Below are 25,212 nucleotides of genomic sequence, written 5' to 3' on the forward strand. Positions count from 1 at the left end.
AATGTGATCGCGGTGACATTCTGGATTGCTTCGCTTCGCTCGCAATGACGACTATAGATAGACCGCCAATAGCAAAAATAAGGACAATCCCATGCGTATCCTCGTGGTCGGCGCCGGCGCCATTGGCGGCTATTTTGGTGGCAGACTGTTGCAGGCCGGCCGCGACGTCACCTTCCTGGTCCGGCCGCGGCGCGCCAGCGAGCTCGCGGGTGCAGGCCTCGTCATCAAGAGCCCGAACGGCGACGTGACGCTGAAAAATCCGCCTACCGTGCAGGCCGACAAGCTCACTGAAAAGTTCGACGTCGTATTGCTCAGCTGCAAGGCGTTCGATCTCGACGACGCCATCAAATCGTTCGCCGCAGCGGTAGGGCCTGATACGGCAATCATTCCGATGCTCAACGGCATGAAGCATCTCGATACGCTCGATTCCAAGTTCGGCAAGGAGCGCGTGCTCGGGGGGCTCTGCGCCATCGCCGCGACCTTGAACGAGAAACGCGAAGTGGTGCAGCTGCAGCCGATGCAGTCGCTCAATTTCGGCGAACGCGACGGCAAGCTGTCGGACCGGGTCAAGGCGATCGACGAGGCCTTCAAGAGCGGCATCAATGGCGCCACCGCCAGCCAGAATATCATGCAGGACATGTGGGAGAAGTGGGTGTTCCTCTCCTCGCTCGCGGCGTCCACCAGCCTGATGCGCACCTCCGTCGGCAACATTCTGGCCGCCCCCGGCGGCCGGGACTTTTTGCTCGGCATGCTGGACGAGACCAGCGCGATCGCCACCGCGTCGGGCTACACGCCGGGCGGACCGTTCTTCGAGCGCGTCAAAGGCATGATCACCACCGAGGGCTCGCCGATGACGGCCTCGATGTTCCGTGACGTCAAGGCCGGCCTGCCGGTCGAGGCCGACCATGTGATCGGCGACCTCATCGCGCGCGCAGATGCCGCCAAGGTGCCGGTGCCGAAGCTGCGCATCGCGTACACGCATTTGAAGGCGTATGAGAAGCAGCGGGCGGGCTAGCTGCAAGCCCTAGATGCCGCCGTCGTCCCGAGGCACGCGCAGCGCGAACCCGGAACGACAGTGGAGCTTGTCCAGCAGCCTCGCGCTATTTGAAATACGCGAGATAGTGCGAGACGGCGGTGATTTCCTCGTCACTCATGTGATAGGCGACATCGGCCATCGCGGCGCCACCGCCGCCGACGCGCTGGCTGCTCTTGTAGTCGCGCAGCGCCTTGACCAGATATTCCTCGCGCTGACCCGCCAGTCGCGCGACGGCCTTGGTGCCGGCAAAGCTATCCGTATGGCATGAGGCGCAGCGGCGGCCGACGGCAACTTGGGCGCCCTTTTTCGACAGCTCCGGATCCTTGTCCTCCTCCGCTGTCGGCGGCGTCAGCGCGGCGAAATAGGCGCCGAAATTGCGAACGTCCTCGTTGGTGATTTCCTCGGCGATGGGCTGCATCTGGTCGTTCTTGCGCGAGCCGGCGCGGAAGAACACGAGCTGCCATTGCAGGAATTGATCGGGCTGGCCCGCGAGCGAAGGAATGTTCTCGGTCTGCGAGATGCCGTTTTCGCCATGACAGCCGGAGCAGACGGCGGCCTTCTCCTTGATCGCGGCGTTGTCGGCGGCTTGGGCCGGGACGAATGCGAATGCTGTGAGCGCAAGCGCGGTGATTGCGAGCGAGATGACCTGCCGGCGCATGATGAAAATTCCGTTTTGACGAGTTCGTCATTCCCGGGGCACGCCTGAGGACGAACCCGGACTCGATAACCCTCGTTCGTGGTTTTGGGTTCCTGACTTGTACGCAAGCGGCGCGCAGGTTCGGAACGAGTGCGTGCGAAATTGAAACGAGAAAGGCTGCGGTGCCCCTCGGCCCCGCAGCCTCGTGTCGTGGTCGGGCTACTTCTTGCTGTAGCTGATGCGGTAGATTGCGCCAGCCCAGTCGTCGGCGACGAGGATCGAGCCATCCTTGGCGAGGATGATGTCGTCGGGACGGCCGAGATAGCCCTGGTCGCCTTCGATCCAACCGGAGGCGAACACCTCCTGCTTGGCGTTCTTGCCGTCGGGTCCGACGATCACGCGCATGATGCGGCCGCCTTGGTACTTGTGGCGATTCCAGGAGCCGTGCTCGGCGATCAAAATGTTGTTCTTGTACTCGGCGGGGAATTGGTCGCCGGTATAGAACTTCATGCCGAGCGGAGCGACATGCGCGCCGAGATTCAGCACGGGCGGCGTGAACTCGGAGCATTTGTGGCCCATCGCGAACTTCGGATCGGGCAGATCACCCTGGTGGCAATAGGGATAGCCGAAGTGCTCGCCGATCTTCGAGATCATGTTCAGCTTGTCGCTGGGCAGATCGTCGCTGATCCAGTCGCGCGCGTTCTCGGTGAACCAGTATTTGCCGGTACGCGGATCGACGTCGCCGCCGACCGAGTTGCGAACGCCGAGCGCGTAGACCTCGGCGTTGCCGGTCTTGGGATCGACGCGGCGAATCTGCGACACGCTGGTCGGGGGAACGCCGACGTTGAAGGGCGGTCCGAACGGCAAATAGAACCAGCCTTCCTTGTCGACCGCGATGTATTTCCAGCCATGCGCGGCATAGGACGGCATGTCGTCATAGACGACCTTGCCCTCGCCGAGATTGTCCATCTTGGCTTCGGCATCGTCGTAGCGGATCAGCTTGTCGACCGCGATGACGTAGAGCGCGCCGTCCTTGAAGGCCAGACCCGTGGGCATATTCAGGCCCTTGAGGATGGTCTTGACCTCCTTCTTGCCGTTGTTGTCCTTGATGGCATAGACGTTGCCGAGGCCGAACGAGCCGACGAACAGCGTGCCCTTGTCACCCCAGGCCATCTGCCGCGCCGCGAGAACGCCGGACGCGTAGACTTCGATCTTGAAGCCGGCCGGCAGCTTGATCTTCTTGACGATATTGGCGAGCTCGGCCTCCGACGCACCAGTCGGCGGCCCTGACGGCGGCGCCAGGCCCTTTTGCGCCTCGGTCTCGTCACCGAGGAACCAGTCATCCGGCGGATGGGTCCAGAACTCCTTGGTGCCGGATTCGTATTTCTTCAGCGGCTTGTTCTTGTCCTGCTGCTGCGCGTGACCCACGCCGGTCCCCGCAAGAAGGGCCACGGCCGCAAGCGCCAACACGGATCGATGGAACATCGATGTCATCGCGTCACTCCCCTATGGCAGCCGTCAGGGCTGCACGTTATTTTGTTATGGCTAGTCGAGAGGCGAAGTTTTGAGTCTGTCGAGAGGCCGACGCGAAAAGGTTAGCACATCTTCCGGCGGTGAGAAGCGCGCCGCGCGCACCGCCGTTGCGCTCGATAAAAATTGAGACGAATTTTTTCTCGACGCGAGGCAAGCGAAGGCAGCGCTCTCGCTGCAGCGCGGAATCAAACACGCGGGTGGTCAATTTGCAGGCAGCACGAGGACTGGAACAAAAAAACGGGAAAACAACCCCATGCACAGTAGAACGGCTCAGACCGTTTTGCTCCCGGTGAAGACGGATAGCCTCTTGATGCGTTGAGCAAATCAGCAAAGGCAACGACTACGGAGCGACGGGGTAGGGACCATTGTCGAAAACCGTGTCATGATAGCCTTTCGCCCCGACATCACGCGCCAGCGGGCTGCGAAAGTCGCGGTCATCGCGCAGGCACTTCAGGACATGCGCGAAGTCGAATTCGGGCCGCCAGCCCAGCTCGCGCCGCGCGCGCTCGTTGACATAGACACGATCGATCTCAGGCAACAGCCGCCAGCCGCGCGCCGCATAGAGCTGCGCGCAATCCGGATAGAGCTCGCGCACGACACCGGCCGCGTCGCGCACCAGCGCCGCGAGATGGCGCGGCTCGAACGGGCTCGTCGCCGACACGACGTAGCGGGCAAACCCGATCGTCGGCGCACGCTCGGCGGCGAGCAGATGGGCGCTCACCGCGTCCGCGATATCCAGCCGGCGATAGAGCAGCTCGTTGGCCTGCGCATTCTCCGGCGCATAAGCCGACCGGATCGCGGGATCGTCATCGTCTTCAGGGAAGAAGCGCGAGGTCCTCAAGACCACGACAGGCAGGCCGCGCTCGCGAAAGAACAGCTCGCAAAGAGTCTCAGCCATCAGTTTTGTGGTGCCGTAGATGTTCTTCGGTACCGGCGGCAGATCCTCGGTCACCCACACCGCGGCCTGTGCCGCCTCCGGCCTGAGCTGCGAGCCGAACGCGCTGGTGGTGCTGGTGAAAACAAAGCTGCGCACACCGGTGGCCACGGCCGCGTCAAGCAGATTGAGCGTGCCGGTGACGTTGGTGTCGATGAAATCCTGCTTGCTGTGGGTCGCCACATGCGGCTTGTGCAGCGTCGCTGTGTGGATCACGGCGCTGACGCCGTCCATGTGATTGCGCACGAAGTCCGGATCGACGATGGAACCGACGGCATCGGTGAAAGTCGATGGCTTCAAATCAACGCCACGGGCGGATGAACCGCGCCCGCGGAGCGTACGCAAAATGGCCTCCCCGAGGTGACCCGCGCTGCCCGTGACCAGAATTGTCATTGCACATTCCACGTTGGTCTATTGGCAATGCGCGGGCTCGGCGTGGCTCGTTGAGCCTGCCTCACCCGCGCGCCGCGGACCGGTTATCGTTTGACCCTGGAAATGCGCGGCGTCAATCAGAGGCCGAGACGGCGCGCGTCGTCAGCGAGAAATGCCTGACCGCTGCGATTTTTCACGCTCGGCAGTTCGGCGATTCGTGCGCGCCACGCGACAAGAGCGGAGGAATTGTCGGGAATGGTGAGCCCGGCAGCGTCGGCGAACAACAGGCCGGCGAAGACGGTGATGTCCGCCATCGAGAAGGCTTCGCCGGCGATGTAGGGCTGCCGCTCCAGCACCTTGTTGAAATAGCTCATCCCGGCACGCGCGCGCTCGCCTTGCCGCCGTCCCCACTCGGCGCGGCCATTCCAGTCGAGGCTCTTGAAGGCCTGGAGCTGCTGTCCAAGACCGGGGGTGGCATGATGGAAGTATTCCCCGACCGGATCGATCAGCTCGGCTTCCGCGCGCCGCTGCATCATATGGATCAGAGCCCTCTGTTTCGGCGTCGCGCCCGTCAGCGTCGGGCGACCGTCGAGGTGATCGAGATATTCGGTGATGGCCGTGGATTCGGAGATGAAGGTGCCATCGTCGAGCTCAAGCACGGGCAGGACGCCGGATGGGTTCTTTTGCAGGAATGCAGAGCTTTTGTGCTCGGCCCCGATGAGGTCGACCGGGACGAATTCGACCTGAGACTCCAGCTGCTTTTCGGCGAGCACGATGCGGATGCGGGCGGGGTTGGGGAAGCCTGGGCGATCATAGATCTTCATGGAGCACCTTTTTTGGTTGTCTATCTATAGATAGATAGAGGGGAGCGCCTCTTACCCCCTTCCCATCCCGTCGGTCAACAGCTATCTATCGATTGATAGGTAACGAAATCGATGGCGAAGACCAAATCTGACATGCGGGAGGCCGTCCTGGCGGCTGCACGAGCAACGGTGCAGGCGCGCGGATACACCGCGCTGAGCTTTCGCGAGCTGGCCAAGGACGTGGGAATCAAGAGTGCCAGCGTGCACTACCATTTCCCCACCAAGGGCGATCTCGGCGTGGCATTGGCCCGACGCTATACCGAGGAGGGTGCCGCCTACCTGGAGGAGGTGCTCGCCACGGCGCCTGATCCACATACGTGCTTCGACCGCTATGTCGCGATCTTCCGTGCCGCGCTCGCCAACGGCAATCGCATGTGCCTGAGCGGCATCATGAGCGCCGAGCTCGACGATCTTCCCGAGGAGGTGAGACGCGAGATCGAGCGCTTTCCGCGCATGAATATCGCGTGGATCACGCGCGTGCTCGCGGCGGCCAACCCCTCCGCCAGTGAAGAGGCGAGCAGCGAGCGAGCGATGGCGATCTACGCCGCGATCGCGGGCGCGCAGTTGATTGCACGCGGGCGCAATGACATCTCGGTCTACGATCGCGCCATCAAGGCCTATCGTGTGGCGGGACTGATTGCCTGAGCCTCACTGGCTCGCGAAAGGCAAGCCGAAGCGAATTGCGCTTACGGAATACTGGACGCTGGAAGAAAAATTGGAGCGGGCGAAGGGGCTCGAACCCTCGACCCCGACCTTGGCAAGGTCGTGCTCTACCACTGAGCTACACCCGCATCCTGTGTCGGTCGCGTGACGCGCCGGCAACGGCTGTCGTATGCCAAAACCGGGCGGCGAATGCAACAGCTACCGGCAGCTTAGATTCGGTTTCGGAGCCCCATATGGAGCCCGATCCCGGCCGAATCGCCCAAAAACGACCCGGATCCGCCGAATCGGCGCCGATGGATTGAAATTCGGCCGGCCCGGCCCAATTTTAGGCCGACAGCAAAGCATATGAATTGGCGGCGTGCTAAAGACCCGCCGTTCCAGACATCAGACGAGGGGATCCCGTGACGATCATCGACCAGGGTAACGGAGCCGCAAACCCGGCTGCGGCCGATCTGATCAAGGACACCACCACCCAGACCTTCGTGAAGGACGTCATCGAGGAATCGAAGCGCCAGCCGGTGCTGATCGACTTCTGGGCGGAGTGGTGCGGCCCCTGCAAGCAGCTCACCCCCTTGCTGGAAAAGGCGGTCAAGGCAGCCAAGGGCAAGGTCAAGCTGGTCAAGATGAACATCGACCAGCATCCGGCGATCCCGGGCCAGATGGGCATCCAGTCGATTCCGGCGGTGATCGCCTTCGTCAACGGCCAGCCGGCCGACGGCTTCATGGGCGCGGTGCCGGAGAGCCAGCTCAACGCCTTCATCGAAAAGCTGACCAAGGGCGTGACCGCGCCGGGCGAGCCGAACGTCGCCGAAATTCTGCAGGAGGCCGAGGCCGTGCTCGCCGAGGGCGATGCCCCCGCGGCCGCCCAAATCTACGCGGAAGTGCTGCAGCATGATGCGACCAACATCGCCGCACTTGCCGGGCTCGCAAAATGCTACGCCGTCTCCGGCGCGATGGAGCAGGCCAAGCAGACGCTGGCCATGGTGCCGGAATCCAAGCGCAACGACCCCGCGGTGAAGGCCGTGCAGACCGCGATCGATCTCGCCGAGCAGGCGGAAGCGCTCGGGCCCGTCACCGAGCTGGAACAGAAAGTCGCCGCAAACCCGCTCGATCATCAGGCCCGGTTCGACCTTGCGACCGCGCTCAACGCGCAAGGCAACCGTGCAGCGGCCACCGAGCAGCTGCTTGCGATCATCAAGCGCGACCGCAAATGGAACGACGACGGCGCCCGCAAGCAGCTCGTGCAGTTCTTCGAGGCCTGGGGCGGCACCGACGACGCAACCGTCGAGGGACGCAAGCGCTTGTCGATCATCCTGTTTTCCTGACGATGATTGATCCATCACAGCCGGCGGAGCGTTAGGCATCATGACTTGATGCGGACAATGGGGACCAGATGCCGATCAACATCGAATATCGCGGCCCTGCCGATCTTCCGGAGATCATTCCGGTGTTTCCGCTGCCGGGCGCGCTGCTGCTGCCGCGCGGCCAGATGCCGCTCAATATCTTCGAGCCGCGCTACCTTTCGATGGTCGATGATTCCTTCCGCGACGGCCATCGCCTGATCGGCATGATCCAGCCCGACGCCGCGCACTCGCCGAAGAATTCCGACAGACCGGCGCTGTTCAGCGTCGGCTGCGTCGGCCGCATCACCCAGCTCGCAGAATCCGGCGACGGCCGCTACATCCTCGAGCTCACCGGCGTCTCGCGCTTCAAGATCGTCGAGGAGCTGGAAGTGCTGACCGCCTACCGGCAGTGCAAGGTGGATTTCTTCCCCTTCGTCGACGACTTCACCGCGCGCATGGGCGAGGACGAGGTCGATCGCGAGGCGCTGCTGGCGGTGCTGGCTGATTTTCTGAAGGCCAACAATCTCAAGGTCGACTGGGAAGGCGTCGAGAGCGCCCCCAACGAGGCGCTCGTCAACGCGCTGGCGATGATGTCGCCCTATGGCCCCGCGGAAAAGCAGGCCATGCTCGAGGCGATGGATTTGAAGACCCGCGCCGAGATCCTGATCGCCGTCACCGAGATGGACCTCGCCAAGAAGCGCACCAGCGGTGATCCGCCGCTGCAGTGAGGGAAGACGGTGCGCTCCCTCTCCCGCTTGCGGGAGAGGGAGCGGGGAGAGGGTGTCTCCGCAACGGGACAAATCCCCAGAGGAGAGAACCCTCACCCGCGTCGCTTCGCTCCGCGACCTCTCCCGCAAGCGGGAGAGGTGAACCGAGCCCGCCGCTCAGTCACTCCGACTCGACGTCAGGAATGACCGCGGATGCGTTTGCGTCCGGTGATCATTGCGCGGATCAGGTTCTCGCGCTGGAGAAGTCCCATCAGAACCACGCCCACGACGTGCAGCACGACCAGCACGATGACGGCGTCCGACGCATAGGCGTGGGTATCCTCGATCCACCAGACGCCGAAGAAGGTCACGGTCACCGACATCGCGCCCGTGATCGCCGAGACCGCGATCGACAGCAGCAGCGCCACCAGCATCAACGTGCCGGCCGGATTGAGCCCGATGTAGCGGCCCGTGATGCCGCGGCGCAGATTCCAGAGATAGTTTGGCGCGGCACGAAGCCTGACGCCGATCATGCGGAAGCGCGAATAGCGGTTTCCCCAGAACCCCCAGGCGAGGCGGAAGGCCAGGAGCGCGAGCACCGTATAGCCGGCGATGCGGTGCAGTCTGTCATAGACGGTGGGCGTGAACCACGCGGCCAGAACGCTGGCCGCGAAAGCCCAGTGCCAGAGGCGTAGCGGGAGGTCCCAGACTGCGACCGTCCGCGGAGCGGTTCGATCCGCGGGGCTCCTGTCGACCGCCCCGCGCGCTTCCGGCACCGCTTTTTCGATCAAGCGTGGACCACCCTCAAACTGACCTACTTGGCAATCGTGTGCTTCAGGCTGAGATCTTCGGGGCTGTAGAACAGCTCGTAGAGCTTGCCTTCCTTGACGCCATAGACCTCATAGCACGAGCCTTCGATCTTGGAACGCCGCACCTCGTAGCCGAGCGCCTTGGCCTTGGCTTCGGCGTCGCTCGCCGGCTTCCACGACGCCTTGTCGAGCTTGGTGCAATCCTTGAAACCGTCGGCCATGGCCGCCGAGCTCATCCCAATCCCGATCGTCAGTGCGATGGCAACAACACGAATGACCTTCACGAACGTCTCCTCCTCTGTCGTGTGCGCGCGTGGCGCGAAGCGGGACCGAAGGAAGCGAAGCCGATGATGAAGTCAATCCGGTTCGGAGGCAGGAGGCCTTAGAGTTATTCTAACGATCCGAAAAAGATCAGTGCTCTCCGTGTGCCGCATGCATTTGACGAGCCAGTGCGGCCTTACGCCTCACGGTTTGAGATGGCGTGCTAATAGCCGGCGACCGCCATGGCGACGACGGCACTGAGCGCCATCCAGCCAAAGTGCCGCCCGCGCGTGGCCCATGCGTTGGCGAGAGCGGAGAAGCCGAACACACAGCCCATGGTGGCGACGATCCAGTGGCGCGCCGGCTCCGATTCCATCCAGGGCGCCGCGAGCAGGAGCACCCCACCGCCGATCCAGGCGACAGTCGAGGCCTGCCAGACAAGCCGGATCAGGGTGCGGAGCCGTTCCGGCTCGATACGGGCGCGGGCAAAGACCTTTGCTTCGCCGAGAATGCCATGGATGAGGGCGACGACGATGGTCACGACGCCGGCGCACTGGAGCAAGAGATCACGCATCGTCAAAGCTCCTTACGGCCTCGTCCATACAGCCGTGTATGGTGAGATAGGCGCTGGCCTGCGGACTGTCAATACACTAGTGTATGGTGCGATTTCCGGGAACCACCATGACCGAACAGCTCTCCGCCGACGACTGGATCCAGGAGGGACTGAAGGCGCTCGCCAAAAGCGGCTTCACCGCGCTGAAGGCCGATCCGCTGGCGAAAGCCATGGGCGTTTCGCGCGGCAGCTTCTATTGGCATTTCGCCGATCTCGGCGCGTTCCACGCTGCCCTCTTGAAGCGCTGGCGCGAGATCGCGGCCGAGCAGATCATCGCCGATGTCGAAGCCGCCAGCGACGAGCCGCTGAAAGCGCTGCTGCGCAGGACCTTTGGTGCACGGCTCGACCTCGAGCGCGCGGTGCGGAACTGGGCGGCCTTCGATGCCGCGGCACAAACGGCGGTGCGTGCAATCGACCGGCGCAGGCTCGACTATATCGAAGGGCTGCTGGAGAAGCGCGGTCTCGATACAGCGGCGGCGCGAGCCCGCGCGCAAATCCTGTACTGGACATTTCTCGGCTTCGCCCTGTCGAGCCCGCCGGTGCCGGCCGCGCGGCTCCAGGACCTGCTCGACGAGATCCTGCGGATGGTATCGGCCTAGTGGAGCACGATGGGCGGCCGCAACTTTCTGTGCTAGAGGCAAGCCAATTGCCGGAGACTCCCATGAACGCGCCCACCGAACGCCCCGAACCCAGCGTCGATCCCAAATTGCTGGAGATTCTGGTTTGCCCGCTGACCAAGGGTCCGCTTGAGTTCGATTCTGCAAAGCAGGAGCTGATCTCGCGCAGCGCCAGGCTCGCTTATCCCATTCGCGACGGCATTCCGATCATGCTGCCGGAAGAGGCGCGCAAGATCGATTGAGGTTGAGGTTGTGCGCGCAGAATGGCGCGATGACCGCTCCACACACTCACTGTCATCCCGGCGAAAGCCGGGATCCATAACCACAGAGAGAAGTTGCGGCGCGAGCTGGTAACTCCGAGTCTTCGCAAAACGATTGCTGCGGCGTATGGGTCCCGGCCTTCGCCGGGACGACGGCGGATAGGGGGGCCGCGCGGCGCTACAACGCCTCGCCCTTCAACAGCCGCGGTATCTCGCCCGTCAAACCAGCGGCCTGGCGAATGAAAAGATTCTTCAGCGGCGGGGCGCGGTCGACCAGGCCGAGGCCGATGTCGCGGACGGTGCGCAGCAGCGTCGATTGGTTGGAGAACAGGAAGTTCAGCGAGTTGGTGGCAACGCCCATCGCCATGGTGTCGAAGCGGCGCCAGCGCTGGTAGCGTTCGAGCACGTCGGCGCCGCCGAGATCCATGCCGAGCCGCGCCGCATCGACCACGACCTCGGCCAGCGCGGCGACGTCTTTCAGCCCCATGTTGAGGCCCTGGCCCGCAATGGGGTGAATGACGTGGGCGGAATCGCCGACCAGCGCGAGACGCTCGGCGATGAACGAGCGCGCCACGAAATAGGACAGCGGGAACGCGCGCGGCTTGTCGAGTGCCTTCACCTCGCCGAGATGCAGGCCGAAGCGCTGCTCGAGCTCGCCGTGAAATTCCTCGTCGCTCAACGCAATGATGCGCGCGGCCTCGCTACGGCGCTCGGTCCACACCAGCGACGAGCGCTTGCCTGAAAGCGGCAGGATCGCGAACGGACCCGCGGGCAGAAAATGCTCTTCCGCGCGGCCCTCGTGATCGCGCTCATGGCCGACGGTGACCACGATGCCGGATTGATCGTATTCCCAGCCATGGGTGGCGATGCCGGCGCGCTCGCGCAGCTTCGACTTCGCACCGTCGGCGGCGACCAGCAGGCTCGCCGCGATCACGCTGCCGTCGCCGAGCGTTACGTCGATGCCTTCGGGGCGCGCGTCGTAAGTCGTCACCGTGGTCGCGCGGAGATCGATGCCCTCGGCCTCGGCGCGCACCACCAGCGCATCGATCAGGCGGCGGTTCTCGACCATATGCGCGAAAGGCTCGCCGGGCGCGACGTCGCCGGCAAAGTTGAGGAACGCCGGGCGAGTGGCGTCCTCCAGCTTGGAATCGGTGACGACCATGTCGAGGATCGGCTGCGCGTCGCCCCTGACGTCGTCCCAGGCGCCGATCGCCTCGAACAGGCGGCGGCAGGCGGCCACGATCGCGGTGGCGCGCGGGTCCCGGCTTGGCCGTGTCGCTAGCGCGGGATCGGCGACGATGACGGGGATCTCGGGGCCAAGCCCCTGGCGCAGCGCCAAGGCCAGCGCCAGGCCTGCAAATGCGCCGCCACCGATGACAATGCTACCCTGCGACATACCCAATTCCCGGCTCAATCCTGGTCTTGCTAGCAGACTTGAGGTGGGCGAAACAGTGCGGTGAAACAAGGGCGAAGAGCCCCATTGTGTCATTCCGGAGCAGCGAACCCCCGGGGCGGCAATGCGAAAGCTGAATTCCATGTCCAAGAGCCTGATCGACCTGATCTCGATCCTCGACCTCGAACAGCTCGAGGTGAATCTGTTCCGCGGCAACAGTCCGAAGACCAGCTGGCAGCGGGTGTTCGGCGGCCAGGTGATCGGTCAGGCGATGGTTGCAGCTTGCCGCACCGTCGAGGGCCGGCTGCCGCATTCGCTGCATTGCTATTTCATCCTGCCGGGCGATCCGCAGATCCCGATCATCTACCAGGTCGAGCGCCTGCGCGACGGCAAGAGCTACTCGACGCGACGCGTCACTGCGATCCAGCATGGCAACGCGATCTTCTCGATCATGGTGTCGTTCCACGCGGAGGAAGAGAGCGCGTTCGATCACCAAGACAAGATGCCCGACGTGCCGCCCCCGGAAAAGCTCACGGCGGAGGAAGTGGCGAAGCAGCCGATGTTCAAGGAGATGCCGGAGTTCATCCGCCGCTACTATGAATCCGACCGTCCGATCGAGCTGCGCCCGGTCGAGCTCGGCCGTTATTTCGGCCAGCAGATCGAGGACGGCCGCATCCATGTCTGGATCAAGACCGCCGCGACGCTGCCGGACGATCCGGCGCTGCACATGTGCGCGCTGGCTTATGCGTCGGACTTCTCGCTGCTGGATGCGATCATGGCGCGCTATGGCCGCACGCTGTTCGACAAGCGCATGATGCCCGCGAGCCTCGACCACGCGATGTGGTTTCACCGCCCGTTCCGCGCCGACGAATGGCTGCTCTACGCGCAGGATTCGCCGAACGCGAGAGGCGGCCGCGGGTTAACCCGCGGCTCGATCTTCAAGCCTGATGGCACGCTGGTGGCTTCGGTCGCGCAGGAAGGCTCGGTGCGCGAACGGAAAGCCTAAGAGGCATAAGCACGATCGATCGCGCTTATGCCTCTCGAGGTCATGCCCGGAGCGATCCGCGCGGAGCCAAGACAGTCTCCGACGCGAACCAGTTCATGATCCAGCGATACACCCACGGGATCGGGATGAGGAAGCCGCACAGGAATGCGGCCACGATGCCCCGCCAGAGAATCCCGAGACCGCTGCCGTTGAAGACGATCTCGCGCCGCGTGCCTTCGATGCTGCGGCAGAACCAGCGCATCTGAGCTGCGGCGACCCAGGCCCAGCCGATGATGGTGATGATGGAGATCGCAAACAGCAGGCTCCAGCCGACATAGGCCCAGACCGTGCCGGTGAAGCTCAGGCCGAGCGGCTGCCCGTTGGAGGCGAGGTTGGCCACCATCCATTTGATCAGGAGCCAGTAGAGAACGATCTGGGCGATGAATATCAAATTGCTCAGCAACGGGACGCCGAGGAAGCCGATCACGATCGCCAGAACAATGAAGCCGAAATACCAGGGCACCAGCGCCATCGCATTGCCGGTGAAGCTGAGATTGGGCCGCCCGGGGACCTTGACGCAGGACACGATCCATTTCGTGTACCAGACGAACACCCACGGCACCGGGATGATGAAGCACATGCCGATCAGCATCACGATGCTGCGCCAAGTGAATTCGAGGATGCCGAAATCAACCGCCAGCGATCCTCCGCCCCCGCCGCCGGCATAAGCGCTGGAGCCCATCATCGGGGGCCCGCCGGTCGGCATCATCGGCGGCCCACCGGCCCCACCGACCAGGCCGGGGATTTCGGCGGCCTTCTGCCAGCCGGCCATACCCTCCGACCACACCAGCGTATCCGGGCGCACAATCCCTTGCGCGACCAGGTCGCGGAATTGCCCTTCCGGATAGGGCCCCTGCTGCTTGCCCTCGGATGCGTAGAACCAACTCGCCATGAAGCGTCCCCCTCAAACATACTTATGTACCGGCCGGCACGCTTAGGTTCACCGCTGGGGTTCACCGCATCCATGCCAAAAACGCATTCTGGAGGATGAACGGCTGCCCTGTACAGAGGCGGCCGTTCACATGGCTCAACGTTTTTCCGCTTCAATCTGCAAGTTTTTTATGCCATTTGCCCGGAAAGATGCCAGATTGGCGCAGCGCCGGGGACATACGGCGCGGTGCATCCCCGGGGAATAGGCCTGACCATGAAACTCGTCGTCGCGATCATCAAACCCTTCAAGCTCGATGAAGTCCGCCAGGCACTGACGGCGATCGGCGTCCACGGCATGACCGTGACCGAGGTGAAGGGCTATGGCCGCCAGAAGGGCCACACCGAGATCTATCGTGGCGCCGAATATGTCGTGAACTTCCTGCCGAAGCTGCGCATCGAGATCGCGGTGGCCTCCGATATCGCCGAGAAGGCCGTCGCCGTCATCACCGCGACGGCGCGCACCGGCCAGATCGGCGACGGCAAGATCTTCGTCACGCCGATCGATCACGCGACCCGCATTCGCACCGGCGAGACCGACAGCGACGCGCTCTAACTCTTTTGTTTTGACGCGTTTTCTTGACGCGAACCGGTATCCGCTTCGCTCGAAAACGCTCTGATTCTTCTTCGATCGCACCGGGCAACGGCGCCACAGCGTGCGACGCAATCACTATGCTGGGGGAAACGACATGGCGGGATTGCTGCGCCGCGCGGCTGCTATGGCCGCGCCGATCGGACTTGCGTCCATCATCGCATCGCCGGTGCACGCCGCGAATTCCGAGATCAACACCGCCGACACCGCCTGGATGATCGTCGCCACCGCGCTGGTGCTGATGATGACGATCCCGGGGCTCGCGCTGTTCTATTCCGGCATGGTGCGCAAGAAGAACGTGCTCGCCACCATGGCGCAAAGCCTCGCCGCGGTGACGATCATCTCCATTCTCTGGGTCGCGTTCGGCTATTCGCTGTGCTTCGTCGGCGACGGCCCGTGGATGGGCTCGCTCGACCGCTGGTTTCTCGTCGGCATGACCATGGACAGCGTCAACCCGGCGGCGAAGACGATCCCGGAAGCGCTGTTCATGCTGTACCAGATGACGTTTGCGATCATCACGGTGGCGCTGGTCGCGGGCTCGGTCGCCGACCGGATGCGGTTCTCGGCCTATCTGCTGTTCTCCGTCGCCTGGTTCATCTTCGTCTACATTCCGCTGGCGCATTGGGTGTGGGGCGGCGGCTTCCTCGCCGGCATGGGCGTGCTGGATTTCGCCGGCGGCCTCGTGGTGCATCTGTCGGCCGGCACCGCTGGCCTCGTCGCAGCGAAGGTGATGGGACGCCGTCACGGCTACGGCACCGAAAATCTTTCGCCATTCGATCTGTCGCTTGCGGTGATGGGCACCGGCCTGTTGTGGGTCGGCTGGTTCGGCTTCAACGGCGGCTCGGCAGGCGCGGCCAATTCGCGCGCGGTGCTGGCGATCATCGCCACCCATCTCGCAGCCTGCTCCGGCGCACTGACCTGGGGCGCGATCGAATGGTCGACACGGCGCAAGCCTTCCGTGCTCGGCATGATCTCCGGCGCGGTCGCCGGCCTCGGCACCATCACGCCGGCCTCGGGTTTCGTGGCGCCCTGGCATGGCATCGTCATCGGCGTGATCGCAGGCCTCGTTTGCTACTGGGCCTGCACTTGGCTGAAGCACCGCTTCGACTATGACGATTCGCTCGACGTGTTCGGCGTCCACGGCATCGGCGGGCTGACCGGCACGCTGCTGGCCGGCGTGTTCGCGACGAGCGCGATCGGCGGCACCGCCGGCCTGCTCGAGGGCCATCCGCAGCAGCTCCTGATCCAGCTCTATGGAGTCGCCGTCACCTTCGTCTGGTCGGCGGGCGTGAGTTTTGTTCTTCTCAAGCTGGTCGGCCTGTTCGTGCCTTTGCGTGTGTCGCGCGAGCACGAGCTCGAGGGGCTCGATATCTCGCAGCACGGCGAAGCTTTGCAGTAAGCGCTTGGCAGTAAGGGCTTGCGCGACACATAAGCGTATGCTTATGTGTCGACATGATCGAAGCCGATATCTTCAAGGCGCTGGCCGATCCGACCCGCCGCAAGGTCTTTGACAAGCTCGCTGGCGGCAGCCTGAATGCCAGCGCTTTGCGCGACGGATTGGAGATCAGCCAACCGGCGATGTCGCAGCATCTCGCGGTGTTGCGTTCGGCAGGCCTGGTGCGCGAACAGCGGCAGGGCCGCTTTGTGAATTACGAGGTCGACCCGGACGGTATCGCCACCATCGGGACATGGCTTGCGCGCTACCGCGCCTATTGGCCGAAGCGCATGGAAGCACTCGCCGATCTCTTGAAGGATATGGATCAATGAGCGACGCAGCGAAGCCTGATCCTGCCGACGCAGCCTCGGTGCTCGAAGAAACTCTGGTGCTCGAATATGAATTCGATGCGCCGCCAGGGAAGGTCTGGCGCGCCGTAACCATTCCCGCTTTGCGCGAGCGCTGGCTGCCGGATTGCGACCTTGCGGGCGCCGAGCCTGAATCATCGATCCCAGGCGAAGAGGTGCGCTACCGGCTCCGCGAGTCCGAGCCGCCGTTTCGCGAAACCCAGGTCACCTTCCGGCTCGAACCAAACGACGCCGGCGGCACCCGCTTTCGCATCATCCAGACCTGTGACGATCGAGCCAAGCTGCCGCGGGCGGCCAACACCAATTGCTGCCTGATGCGCGCGGCCTGACGGCCATACGACTTCATCACCCCTAGACTTCATCACCTTTAGGAATGGAGGTCGCCGATGCGCGACATGCTTCAACTCGTCCCCATGGTCGTCGAGCAATCCGCCCGCGGCGAACGATCCTTCGACATCTACTCGCGGCTGTTGCGCGAGCGCATCATCTTCCTCAACGGCGAGGTCAATGATGCGATGTCAGGATTGGTCTGCGCGCAGTTGCTGTTCCTGGAGGCGGACAATCCAAACAAGCCGATCAATCTCTACATCAATTCCTACGGCGGCGTGGTCACCAGCGGCCTTGCGATGTACGACACCATGCAGTTCATCAAGGCGCCGGTCCATACACTGTGCATGGGCACCGCGCGCTCCATGGGCTCGTTCCTGCTGATGGCCGGCGAGCCCGGTCACCGCGCCGCCTTGCCCAATGCGAGCCTCCACGTGCATCAGCCGCTCGGCGGCTTTCAAGGCCAGGCCTCCGACATCCTGATCCATGCCAACGAAATGCAGGAAACCAAGCGGCGTCTCATCCGGCTCTATGCCCAACATTGCGGGCGCTCCGAGACGGAGGTGGAACGGACCCTGGACCGCGACCACTTCATGACCGCGCAGCAAGGCGTCGAATGGGGACTGATCGATAGGGTGTTTGCGGAGCGCGGCGCCGCCTGATGGTCCGACAGAGGCGCTCAGCCGGATACCGTCCGGTGAGCTTCGTCCTGCTCAAGCTGGTCGGCCGGTTCGCGCCCCTTGCGCGTATCCTGTGAGCACGAGTTCGAGGGACTGGATATTTCGCAGCACGGCGAAGCCCTCCAAGAGGCGGTCACCTTACTGAATTACCGTTCCGCTGCCCGAGCCCTGTGCAACATTGTGTCGGCGGCCTGTCGTGCCTTGTTTTTGATCAGTCATGACCACGTATTGAGCGCGACGTAATGGCGCACTGCACCGCAATACGCGTTAAACGCGAAAACACCCGTTTTCATAGTCCGTTAGCCAACGTGCCCGATCTGGCACGGCATTTGATTCTATGGGTCCTGGCTGTGCCCGCGTAGTGAACTTTCTCCCTCGTGGCGAACCAGTCGAGAAACGCCCGGCCACGTCCGGACCGGGCTCAAGCGGGGATAGGATAGGACCCATGAAAATTGTTATGGCGATTATCAAGCCATTCAAGCTGGAAGAAGTCCGTGACGCCCTGACCGCCATCGGCGTTCACGGTCTTACGGTGACGGAAGTCAAGGGATATGGCCGCCAGAAGGGCCATACGGAAATCTATCGCGGCGCCGAATATGCCGTGAGCTTCCTGCCCAAGATCAAGATCGAGGTCGCTGTCGCCTCCGACCAGGTCGACAAGACCATCGACGCCATCACGTCCGCCGCTAAAACCGGACAGATCGGCGACGGCAAGATCTTCGTCATCAACCTCGACCATGCGGTTCGCATCCGCACCGGCGAGGCCGACGCAGCGGCACTTTGATTTCGCGCTCAACCAAAAATTCAATCAGGAGTAAATGAAATGACGTTTAAGCGTCCCTATGGCGCGGGATTGGCGGCTCTCGCAGTCGGCCTGTTCGCTGCGACCGCAGCCTATGCCGAGCCAACGGTCAACAAGGGAGACAACGCCTGGATGCTGACATCGACAGTGCTCGTGCTGTTGATGACGATCCCCGGCCTCGCGCTGTTCTACGGCGGTCTCGTCCGTTCCAAGAACATGCTCTCGGTCCTGATGCAGGTGTTCTACACCGTCTGCATCGTCACCGTGATCTGGGCCGTCTACGGCTACAGCCTCGCCTTCACCGGCGGCTCGGACTTCATCGGCGGCTTCTCCAAGGCCTTCATGATGGGCGTCACCACCGACTCGAAGGCTGCGACCTTCTCGGTCGACGCCAACATCTCGGAGCTCATCTATATGTGCTTCCAGATGACCTTCGCGGCGATCACGCCCGCCCTCATCGTCGGCGCCTTCGCCGAGCGCATGAAGTTCTCGGCGATCGCCCTCTTCATCCCGCTCTGGGTCACGCTGATCTACTTCCCGATCGCGCACATGGTCTGGTACTGGCCCGGCCCGGACGCGATCCAGGATGCGGCCAAGGCACTTGCCGCCGCGGCTGACGGCGCGGCGAAGACTGCGGCTCAGGCCAAGCTCGACGAGATCAACGCCGACGCCGGCTGGATCTTCAAGAAGGGCGCGATCGACTTCGCTGGCGGCACCGTGGTGCACATCAACGCCGGCATCGCAGGTCTCGTCGGCGCTCTCCTGATCGGCAAGCGCACCGGCTACGGCAAGGAGCTGATGGCTCCGCACTCTCTGACCATGTCGATGATCGGCGCCTCGCTGCTCTGGGTCGGCTGGTTCGGCTTCAACGCCGGCTCCAACCTCGAAGCCAATGGCGGCGCAGCCCTCGCCATGACCAACTCCTTCGTCGCCACCGCAGCCGCCGCGCTGTCGTGGATGTTCGCGGAGTGGATCATCAAGGGTCACCCGTCGGTGCTCGGCGTCATCTCCGGCGCCGTCGCGGGCCTCGTGGCGGTCACGCCGGCGGCCGGCTTCTCCGGCGTGATGGGTGCGATCGTCCTCGGTCTCGTGGTCGGCGTGGTCTGCCTGTTCTTCTGCACCGTCGTGAAGAACGCGCTCGGCTACGACGACTCCCTCGACGTGTTCGGCGTGCACTGCATCGGCGGGATCATCGGCGCTCTCGGCACCGGCATCCTGGTCAATCCTGCTCTCGGCGGTGCCGGGATCATCGACTACACCGCCATCCCGCCGAAGGTTGCCGATTACGACTTCGCGGCGCAGATGATCTCCCAGATCGAGGCCGTCTGCACCACGCTGGTGTGGTCAGGCGTCGGTTCGGCGATCCTCTACAAGGTCGTCGATGTGATCGTTGGCCTCCGCGCCAATGTCGAGACCGAGCGTGAAGGTCTGGACATCACCGAGCACACCGAGCGCGCCTACAACATGTAAGTCTCCTCCCGGGCGAGGCCTCCTCGGAAGTCGCGCCCACAACTACGGTTTGGGGCACATACCCGGCAATGTCCCGACCGTTGAGGGGCTCCAGCGCAAGTTGGAGCCCCTTTCTTTTTCATCCATCAGGCGAAGAAAAAGATTGCCATTCCAGGCAGCCGGCGCAGAAATACCGACCACAAAAACAACAATCGGGAGGTCGTCATGCGTTTGGAAGGCGGATGCTATTGCGGCGAAGTGCGCTACGTGGCCGAGGGCGATCCGATGATGCAGGCCCAGTGTCATTGCCGCGAATGCCAGTACATCTCGGGCGGCGCGCCCAACACGTTCATCGCGATGCCGGCAGCCGGCTTCAGCTACATCATCGGGCAACCCAAGCAGTTCACGCGCAAGGACCTCGAGCGCGCCGTGACCCGCGAATTCTGCGCCGAGTGCGGCACGCATCTGGTGACCAAGGTTCCGGGACTGCCGGCGGCGATCCTGAAGGTCGGCACGCTGGACGAACCGGATCAGTTCCATCCGCAGATGGCGATCTACACCTGCGACAAGCAGGAATTCCACGCCATCCCCGCGGGCATGCCGACGTTCGAGAAGCTGCCGGGGCACTGATGCCGCGGCGACGGTGCGCTCCCTCTCCCGCTTGCGGGGGAGGACCGGGGTGGGGGCTGCCCCCGCAATCGAGGACCCCGTGAGGATAGAGCCCTCACCCGGCGCTTGCGCGCCGACCTCTCCCGCAGCGGGAGAGGTTAAGCCGCCCCAACCCCCTGTAATCCGGCGCCATTATTCCTGCTCTGGACGGAGGCGGCGACCGATGGTTAATCGCGTCTTAACCTCGCCCTATCTATGGTGAACTGAACCGCTTCCCGCCGGCGTATCCATGCGACCGGCTGTTCCAAGAGTGCTGGCGCCCAGAATGGCTATGACTGCTTCATCCCGCGCGCCGCAGGCCGGTGGAAGCTCCGATACCGGGCGCTCACCCTTCGTCCGGCTGAATGAGCTGCTGGCGCCGCATCAACCTGGCAAGCCCTTGATTTCGCTCGCCGTCGGCGAACCGCAGCACCCGGTGCCGGACTTCGTCGGCCCGGTGCTCGCCCAGCACATCGCCGATTTCGGCCGTTACCCGGCGAACAAGGGCACCGACCCGTTCCGAAAGGCTGCCGGTGCCTGGCTGTCGTCGCGCTTCAACCTGCCGCGGCCGCTCGACCCCGAGAGCGAGATTCTCGTCCTCAATGGCAGCCGAGAGGGGCTGTTCCTCGCGGCGATCGCAGCGGCGCGCTATGTCGGTCCGCGTCCCGGCAAGCCCGCGATCCTGATGCCGAACCCGTTCTATCCGGTCTATGGCGCTGGCGCCCACGCAGCCGCTTGCGAGCCGATCTACCTGCCGACCACCGTCGAAAACGGCTTCCTGCCCGATCTCGATGCCATCGACGAGGCGACGCTGGCGCGCACGGTGGCGTTCTATCTGGCTTCGCCCGCCAACCCTCAAGGCTCGGTCGCCAAGCCCGACTATTTCAGGCGGCTGAAGCAGCTCGCCGACCGCTACGGCTTCGTGATCCTCAGCGACGAGTGCTATTCCGAGATCTACACGCGCGAAGCGCCGGGCAGCGCGCTCGAATGCGCCGGCCCCGATTTCACCCGCGTGGTTGCGTTCCAGTCGCTGTCGAAGCGCTCCAACCTGCCGGGCCTGCGCGTCGGCTTCGCCGCCGGCGACAAGAAGTTGATCGGCATGTTCCTCGAGCTGCGCAACATTGCAGCACCGCAGGTGCCAGTGCCGCTCCAGCAGGTCGCGACCGTTGCGTACGGCGACGAAGCGCATGTCGAGGAGAACCGCCGGCTCTACCGGATCAAGTTCGATCTCGCCGACCAGATCATCGGCAATCGCTACGGCTATCGCCGGCCCGATGCCGGCTTCTGCGTCTGGCTCGACACATCCGCGCTCGGCGACGATGTGTCGGTGTGTCTAAAACTTTTCACGGAAGCAGGCGTGCGCGTGGTGCCCGGCAGCTTTTTGGCGCGGCTCCAGCCCAACGGCTTCAATCCCGGCGCAGGCTACATTCGCCTGGCGCTGGTGCAGGATGGCGAGACCACGGCGCAGGCGCTGCACCGCCTGGTCGAGACTCTGGGTTAGGCGGGGCCCATGAGCATGTCGGCAATCGAACGTGTCATTCCCCTGGTCGGCCATCTGCCGGCGTCGATCCGCGAGGGGCTGGCGCGGCGCGTGCGCGAGCTCGCCGGCTTCGGCCTGATCACGCTGTCGGGCGTCGCCTCGGCCGCGCTGATGACCTGGTCGGTGCAGGATCCCAGCCTCAGCCACGCGACCTCGCGGCCGATCCGCAACATTCTCGGCTATGCCGGCGCGATCGGCGCCGACCTTGCGATGCAGATCCTCGGCCTCGGCGCCATCATGCTGGTCCTGACCGTCGCGGTCTGGGGCTGGCGCATGATGACGCATCGCGCGTTCGACCGCGAAGCGCTGCGGCTCGGCTCCTGGATCCTCTGCACGGTGATCGCCGCTGGTTTTGTCAGCTGCTGGCCGCATGGCGGCGCATGGCCGCTGCCGACCGGCCTCGGCGGCGTGGTCGGCGATGCGCTGGTGCGCGCCCCCGCGGTGATTTTTGGGCCGGCCGGCACGATCTATCGCATGGTGCTGGGCGCGATCCTGTTCGCCGCGATGGCGGCGACCTTCCTGATCGCCTGCGGCCTCGGCGCACGTGAGCGTGACGACGAGCTCGCGGAGATCGAGGACGACGACAAGCCGCTCGACGAAGACGGAGAGAGCGATCGCGGTTCGGTGTCGCTGGGCTGGCTGTTTCATGCGGTGATGAGCACGAAGGCGCGGTTGATTTGGCTGCTTGGCGCTGCTTACCGCTCGCTGGTCTCGAGCGGACCGAAGACCAAGGCTGTTGCGTTCAGCCGCCAGGAGCCGAATCTTGGCGGCGGCCGCGCCGCGGCGTCGATCTCGCCGCAGTCCGAAGACGAGGACCACGAGGACGATCACGAAGAAGAGGACGAGGAAGAGGAAGAGGAGGAGCCGGCCGCCCGCGCCCCGCGCAAGAAGGCTGCGCCGAAGGCCGCTTCCAAAAAATCCTCCGACAAGTTCGAACTTCCGTCCGTGTCCGTGCTGGCCGCGCCCAAGGCCGGCGATCGCCAGCCGCTCAGCAAGGCCGAGCTGGAAGCCAATTCGCGCGCGCTCGAAGGCGTGCTGCAGGATTTCGGCGTACGTGGCGAGATCGTGAAGGCCCATCCGGGCCCCGTCGTCACGCTGTACGAGCTGGAGCCGGCGCCCGGGATCAAATCGTCGCGCGTGATCGGCCTTGCCGACGACATCGCCCGCTCGATGAGCGCATTGTCGGCACGCGTCGCCGTCGTGCCCGGCCGCAACGCCATCGGCATCGAACTGCCGAACGCGCATCGCGAAAAGGTGTATCTGCGCGAACTGTTGATCGCCAAGGAGACCGTCGACACGGTTGCAAAACTGCCGCTCTGCCTCGGCAAGACCATCGGCGGCGACCCTGTTATCATCGATCTCGCGCGCACGCCGCACATGCTGATCGCCGGCACCACCGGCTCCGGCAAGTCGGTCGCGATCAACACCATGATCCTCAGCCTGGTCTACCGGCTGCGCCCCGACCAGTGCCGCCTGATCATGGTCGATCCCAAGATGCTCGAACTCTCCGTCTATGACGGCATTCCCCATCTCCTCACGCCGGTTGTGACCGACCCGAAGAAGGCGGTGGTCGCGCTGAAATGGGCCGTGCGCGAGATGGAAGAGCGCTACAAGAACATGGCCAAGCTCGGCGTGCGCAGCATCGACGGCTACAACACGCGCTTGCTCGAACTGAAGGCCAAGGGCGAGGAGCCGACGCGCACGGTGCATACCGGCTTCGACAAGGAAACCGGCAAGGCGATCTACGAGGAAGAGAAGCTCTCGCTCGACCCGCTGCCCTACATCGTCATCATCGTCGACGAAATGGCGGATCTGATGATGGTCGCCGGCAAGGACATCGAAGGCGCGGTGCAGCGCCTCGCGCAGATGGCGCGCGCCGCCGGCCTGCACGTGATCCTGGCGACGCAGCGTCCGTCGGTCGACGTCATCACCGGCACCATCAAGGCCAACTTCCCGACCCGCATCGCCTTCCAGGTGACGTCCAAGATCGACAGCCGAACCATTTTGGGCGAGATGGGCGCCGAGCAGCTGCTCGGCCAGGGCGACATGCTTTATATGGCCGGCGGCGGCCGCATCAGCCGCGTGCACGGACCGTTCGCGTCGGACGAGGAAGTCGAGAAGGTGGTGCGTCACCTCAAGACGCAAGGCCAGCCGGAATATCTCGAAGCCGTTACCGCCGAAGAGCCCACCGAGGACGAGGACGGCGCGGTGTTCGACGCCTCCAGCATGGGCGCGGACGGCGGCGGCGATTTGTTCTCGCAGGCGGTTGCCATCGTCAAACGCGACCGCAAGGCCTCGACCAGCTACATCCAGCGCCGTCTTCAGATCGGCTACAACCGCGCCGCATCGCTGATGGAGCGCATGGAACTGGAGGGTATCGTCGGACCCGCCAACCACGCCGGCAAGCGCGAGATTCTGGTCGAGGAAGAAGACAGCCATATGTGAGGCGAGCCGCCTCAAGCCATCATTGCACGCAAAAACGTTATCTGCTTTTGGCCGAAATCACGCTAAAAGGGCGCCAGCCACACAGGACGACGCGTTGATCAGACATCCGGACATTCGATTCGCTGCCACCATCGCCGCGCGAAGCGCGCGCGTGGCCGGCGTGCTTCTCGTCACCGCCGCGATGGTGACCGCGGCGTCGTTCGCGCAGACCGTTCCCGTGCCGAAGCCCGCGCCGAAGGGCCGCGATGGCGCGCCCCAGGGGGGGCCGTCGATTACCGGCGCGACGCAGACGCCGCCGAATCCGGTGATTCCGGATCCGCGCCGCAACGTGCCTAGCAGCATCTTCCAGACCTTCGATGCCAATCAGAAGGCGCAGGCGGCCAAGGTCAGCGCCTATTTGTCGTCGTTGTCGACGCTGGTCGGGAATTTCGTCCAGGTCGGCCCCGACGGCAGCAAGACGCAAGGCGATTTCTACATCCAGAAGCCGGGCAAGGTGCGCTTCGAATATGACGCGCCGAGCCCGATCGACATCGTCGCCGACGGATCGTCGCTGGTGGTGCGCGACCGCAAGCTCGCCACGCAGGACGTCTATCCGCTGTCGCAGACGCCGCTGCGCTTCCTGCTGTCCGATCGCATCGACCTGATGAAGGACACCAACGTCGTCAACGTCTCGGCCGACGACGTCTTCGTCAGCGTCACCATCGAGGAAAAGCAGGCGCTGGTCGGCACCAGCCGCCTCCTGCTGATGTTCGGCGCCAAGGACGGCCAGTTGAAGCAGTGGACCGTCACCGATCCTCAGGGCTACGACACCACGATCGCGGTCTATAATCTGGACACGAGCAAGAAGCTCGATCCCGGCATGTTCAAGATCGATTTCACCAATTACGGCCCGTCGCCTGGTTGAGATCATTGG

The 25,212-nt window shown here is 63.9% G+C and carries 27 protein-coding genes and 1 tRNA gene; 18 read left to right on the forward strand and 10 right to left on the reverse strand.

Annotation, left to right across the window (positions count from 1 at the left end):
- Positions 1-91 precede the first annotated feature (91 nt).
- On the forward strand, positions 92-1,015 hold the full coding sequence (gene panE / locus IVB31_RS29560; RefSeq protein ID WP_247331186.1) for a 2-dehydropantoate 2-reductase: 924 nt from the start codon (positions 92-94) through the stop codon (positions 1,013-1,015).
- An 85-nt stretch (positions 1,016-1,100) separates the two neighbouring features.
- Here panE and IVB31_RS29565 read toward each other — a convergent pair whose 3' ends face one another.
- The 4 genes from IVB31_RS29565 to IVB31_RS29580 all read right to left on the reverse strand — a co-directional run bounded on the left by IVB31_RS29565 (position 1,101) and on the right by IVB31_RS29580 (position 5,336).
- Positions 1,101-1,694, reverse strand: a complete 594-nt coding sequence (locus IVB31_RS29565) for a c-type cytochrome (RefSeq protein WP_247331188.1) — start codon at positions 1,692-1,694, stop codon at positions 1,101-1,103.
- 198 nt (positions 1,695-1,892) lie between these two features.
- Positions 1,893-3,167, reverse strand: a complete 1,275-nt coding sequence (locus IVB31_RS29570; protein ID WP_247331190.1) for a PQQ-dependent sugar dehydrogenase — start codon at positions 3,165-3,167, stop codon at positions 1,893-1,895.
- Positions 3,168-3,546: 379 nt separating this feature from the next.
- Complete coding sequence (locus tag IVB31_RS29575; protein WP_247331192.1) at positions 3,547-4,533, reverse strand: NAD(P)-dependent oxidoreductase; 987 nt, start codon at positions 4,531-4,533, stop codon at positions 3,547-3,549.
- Between the two features lie 116 nt (positions 4,534-4,649).
- Positions 4,650-5,336 (reverse strand): glutathione S-transferase, encoded by a 687-nt coding sequence (locus tag IVB31_RS29580; RefSeq protein ID WP_247331194.1) that lies wholly within the window; start codon positions 5,334-5,336, stop codon positions 4,650-4,652.
- 111 nt (positions 5,337-5,447) lie between these two features.
- On the opposite strand from IVB31_RS29580, the gene IVB31_RS29585 reads away from it, so the two are divergent.
- Positions 5,448-6,020 (forward strand): TetR/AcrR family transcriptional regulator, encoded by a 573-nt coding sequence (locus tag IVB31_RS29585; protein ID WP_247331196.1) that lies wholly within the window; start codon positions 5,448-5,450, stop codon positions 6,018-6,020.
- Between the two features lie 71 nt (positions 6,021-6,091).
- On the opposite strand, the gene IVB31_RS29590 is transcribed toward IVB31_RS29585, so the two are convergent.
- Positions 6,092-6,166 (reverse strand) — tRNA-Gly (locus IVB31_RS29590).
- Positions 6,167-6,439: 273 nt separating this feature from the next.
- Between IVB31_RS29590 and trxA the strand changes: the two genes are divergently transcribed.
- Positions 6,440-7,363 (forward strand): thioredoxin, encoded by a 924-nt coding sequence (trxA, locus tag IVB31_RS29595; RefSeq protein WP_247331198.1) that lies wholly within the window; start codon positions 6,440-6,442, stop codon positions 7,361-7,363.
- A gap of 68 nt (positions 7,364-7,431) precedes the next feature.
- Positions 7,432-8,109: an LON peptidase substrate-binding domain-containing protein gene (locus IVB31_RS29600; RefSeq protein ID WP_247331200.1), complete on the forward strand. Its 678-nt coding sequence runs from the start codon at positions 7,432-7,434 to the stop codon at positions 8,107-8,109.
- A gap of 176 nt (positions 8,110-8,285) precedes the next feature.
- On the opposite strand, the gene IVB31_RS29605 is transcribed toward IVB31_RS29600, so the two are convergent.
- From IVB31_RS29605 to IVB31_RS29615, 3 genes are all read right to left on the reverse strand, one after another.
- Positions 8,286-8,879 (reverse strand): cytochrome b/b6 domain-containing protein, encoded by a 594-nt coding sequence (locus IVB31_RS29605; RefSeq protein ID WP_247331202.1) that lies wholly within the window; start codon positions 8,877-8,879, stop codon positions 8,286-8,288.
- A gap of 23 nt (positions 8,880-8,902) precedes the next feature.
- Complete coding sequence (locus IVB31_RS29610; protein WP_247331205.1) at positions 8,903-9,181, reverse strand: PepSY domain-containing protein; 279 nt, start codon at positions 9,179-9,181, stop codon at positions 8,903-8,905.
- Positions 9,182-9,381: 200 nt separating this feature from the next.
- Positions 9,382-9,732: a hypothetical protein gene (locus tag IVB31_RS29615; protein ID WP_247331207.1), complete on the reverse strand. Its 351-nt coding sequence runs from the start codon at positions 9,730-9,732 to the stop codon at positions 9,382-9,384.
- 107 nt (positions 9,733-9,839) lie between these two features.
- Between IVB31_RS29615 and IVB31_RS29620 the strand changes: the two genes are divergently transcribed.
- Positions 9,840-10,370: a TetR/AcrR family transcriptional regulator gene (locus IVB31_RS29620; RefSeq protein ID WP_247331210.1), complete on the forward strand. Its 531-nt coding sequence runs from the start codon at positions 9,840-9,842 to the stop codon at positions 10,368-10,370.
- A 62-nt stretch (positions 10,371-10,432) separates the two neighbouring features.
- Complete coding sequence (locus tag IVB31_RS29625; protein WP_148752775.1) at positions 10,433-10,630, forward strand: Trm112 family protein; 198 nt, start codon at positions 10,433-10,435, stop codon at positions 10,628-10,630.
- Between the two features lie 196 nt (positions 10,631-10,826).
- Here the strand turns inward: IVB31_RS29625 and IVB31_RS29630 are convergent, their stop codons facing one another.
- Positions 10,827-12,044, reverse strand: a complete 1,218-nt coding sequence (locus tag IVB31_RS29630) for a ubiquinone biosynthesis hydroxylase (protein WP_247331212.1) — start codon at positions 12,042-12,044, stop codon at positions 10,827-10,829.
- 139 nt (positions 12,045-12,183) lie between these two features.
- Here IVB31_RS29630 and tesB point away from each other — a divergent pair, with 139 nt between their 5' ends.
- Positions 12,184-13,047, forward strand: coding sequence for an acyl-CoA thioesterase II (gene tesB / locus IVB31_RS29635; RefSeq protein ID WP_247331214.1), 864 nt, complete (start codon positions 12,184-12,186; stop codon positions 13,045-13,047).
- Positions 13,048-13,087: 40 nt separating this feature from the next.
- Here tesB and IVB31_RS29640 read toward each other — a convergent pair whose 3' ends face one another.
- The gene (locus IVB31_RS29640) at positions 13,088-13,978 is read right to left on the reverse strand and encodes a DUF4339 domain-containing protein (RefSeq protein ID WP_247331217.1); all 891 of its coding nucleotides are present in this window, start codon (positions 13,976-13,978) and stop codon (positions 13,088-13,090) included.
- Between the two features lie 252 nt (positions 13,979-14,230).
- Between IVB31_RS29640 and IVB31_RS29645 the strand changes: the two genes are divergently transcribed.
- From IVB31_RS29645 to IVB31_RS29695, 11 genes are all read left to right on the forward strand, one after another.
- Positions 14,231-14,569, forward strand: a complete 339-nt coding sequence (locus tag IVB31_RS29645; RefSeq protein ID WP_007598647.1) for a P-II family nitrogen regulator — start codon at positions 14,231-14,233, stop codon at positions 14,567-14,569.
- Positions 14,570-14,702: 133 nt separating this feature from the next.
- The gene (locus IVB31_RS29650) at positions 14,703-16,004 is read left to right on the forward strand and encodes an ammonium transporter (protein ID WP_247331219.1); all 1,302 of its coding nucleotides are present in this window, start codon (positions 14,703-14,705) and stop codon (positions 16,002-16,004) included.
- 53 nt (positions 16,005-16,057) lie between these two features.
- Positions 16,058-16,372, forward strand: coding sequence for a metalloregulator ArsR/SmtB family transcription factor (locus IVB31_RS29655; protein ID WP_247331222.1), 315 nt, complete (start codon positions 16,058-16,060; stop codon positions 16,370-16,372).
- Positions 16,369-16,737: a hypothetical protein gene (locus IVB31_RS29660; RefSeq protein ID WP_247331224.1), complete on the forward strand. Its 369-nt coding sequence runs from the start codon at positions 16,369-16,371 to the stop codon at positions 16,735-16,737. Before IVB31_RS29655 ends, IVB31_RS29660 begins: the two co-directional genes overlap by 4 nt.
- Positions 16,738-16,794: 57 nt before the next feature.
- Positions 16,795-17,397, forward strand: a complete 603-nt coding sequence (locus IVB31_RS29665) for an ATP-dependent Clp protease proteolytic subunit (RefSeq protein WP_247331226.1) — start codon at positions 16,795-16,797, stop codon at positions 17,395-17,397.
- A 463-nt stretch (positions 17,398-17,860) separates the two neighbouring features.
- Positions 17,861-18,199 (forward strand): P-II family nitrogen regulator, encoded by a 339-nt coding sequence (locus IVB31_RS29670; RefSeq protein WP_008142813.1) that lies wholly within the window; start codon positions 17,861-17,863, stop codon positions 18,197-18,199.
- A gap of 39 nt (positions 18,200-18,238) precedes the next feature.
- Positions 18,239-19,687, forward strand: coding sequence for an ammonium transporter (locus IVB31_RS29675; protein ID WP_247331228.1), 1,449 nt, complete (start codon positions 18,239-18,241; stop codon positions 19,685-19,687).
- 204 nt (positions 19,688-19,891) lie between these two features.
- Positions 19,892-20,296, forward strand: coding sequence for a GFA family protein (locus tag IVB31_RS29680; RefSeq protein WP_247331230.1), 405 nt, complete (start codon positions 19,892-19,894; stop codon positions 20,294-20,296).
- Positions 20,297-20,600: 304 nt separating this feature from the next.
- Positions 20,601-21,815 (forward strand): aminotransferase class I/II-fold pyridoxal phosphate-dependent enzyme, encoded by a 1,215-nt coding sequence (locus IVB31_RS29685; RefSeq protein WP_247331233.1) that lies wholly within the window; start codon positions 20,601-20,603, stop codon positions 21,813-21,815.
- Between the two features lie 9 nt (positions 21,816-21,824).
- On the forward strand, positions 21,825-24,299 hold the full coding sequence (locus IVB31_RS29690; protein WP_247331235.1) for a DNA translocase FtsK: 2,475 nt from the start codon (positions 21,825-21,827) through the stop codon (positions 24,297-24,299).
- 151 nt (positions 24,300-24,450) lie between these two features.
- Complete coding sequence (locus IVB31_RS29695; protein ID WP_247332304.1) at positions 24,451-25,203, forward strand: outer membrane lipoprotein carrier protein LolA; 753 nt, start codon at positions 24,451-24,453, stop codon at positions 25,201-25,203.
- Positions 25,204-25,212: the final 9 nt, after the last annotated feature.

The organism is Bradyrhizobium sp. 21 (assembly GCF_023073335.1).
In the GTDB taxonomy this organism is placed as follows: domain Bacteria; phylum Pseudomonadota; class Alphaproteobacteria; order Rhizobiales; family Xanthobacteraceae; genus Bradyrhizobium.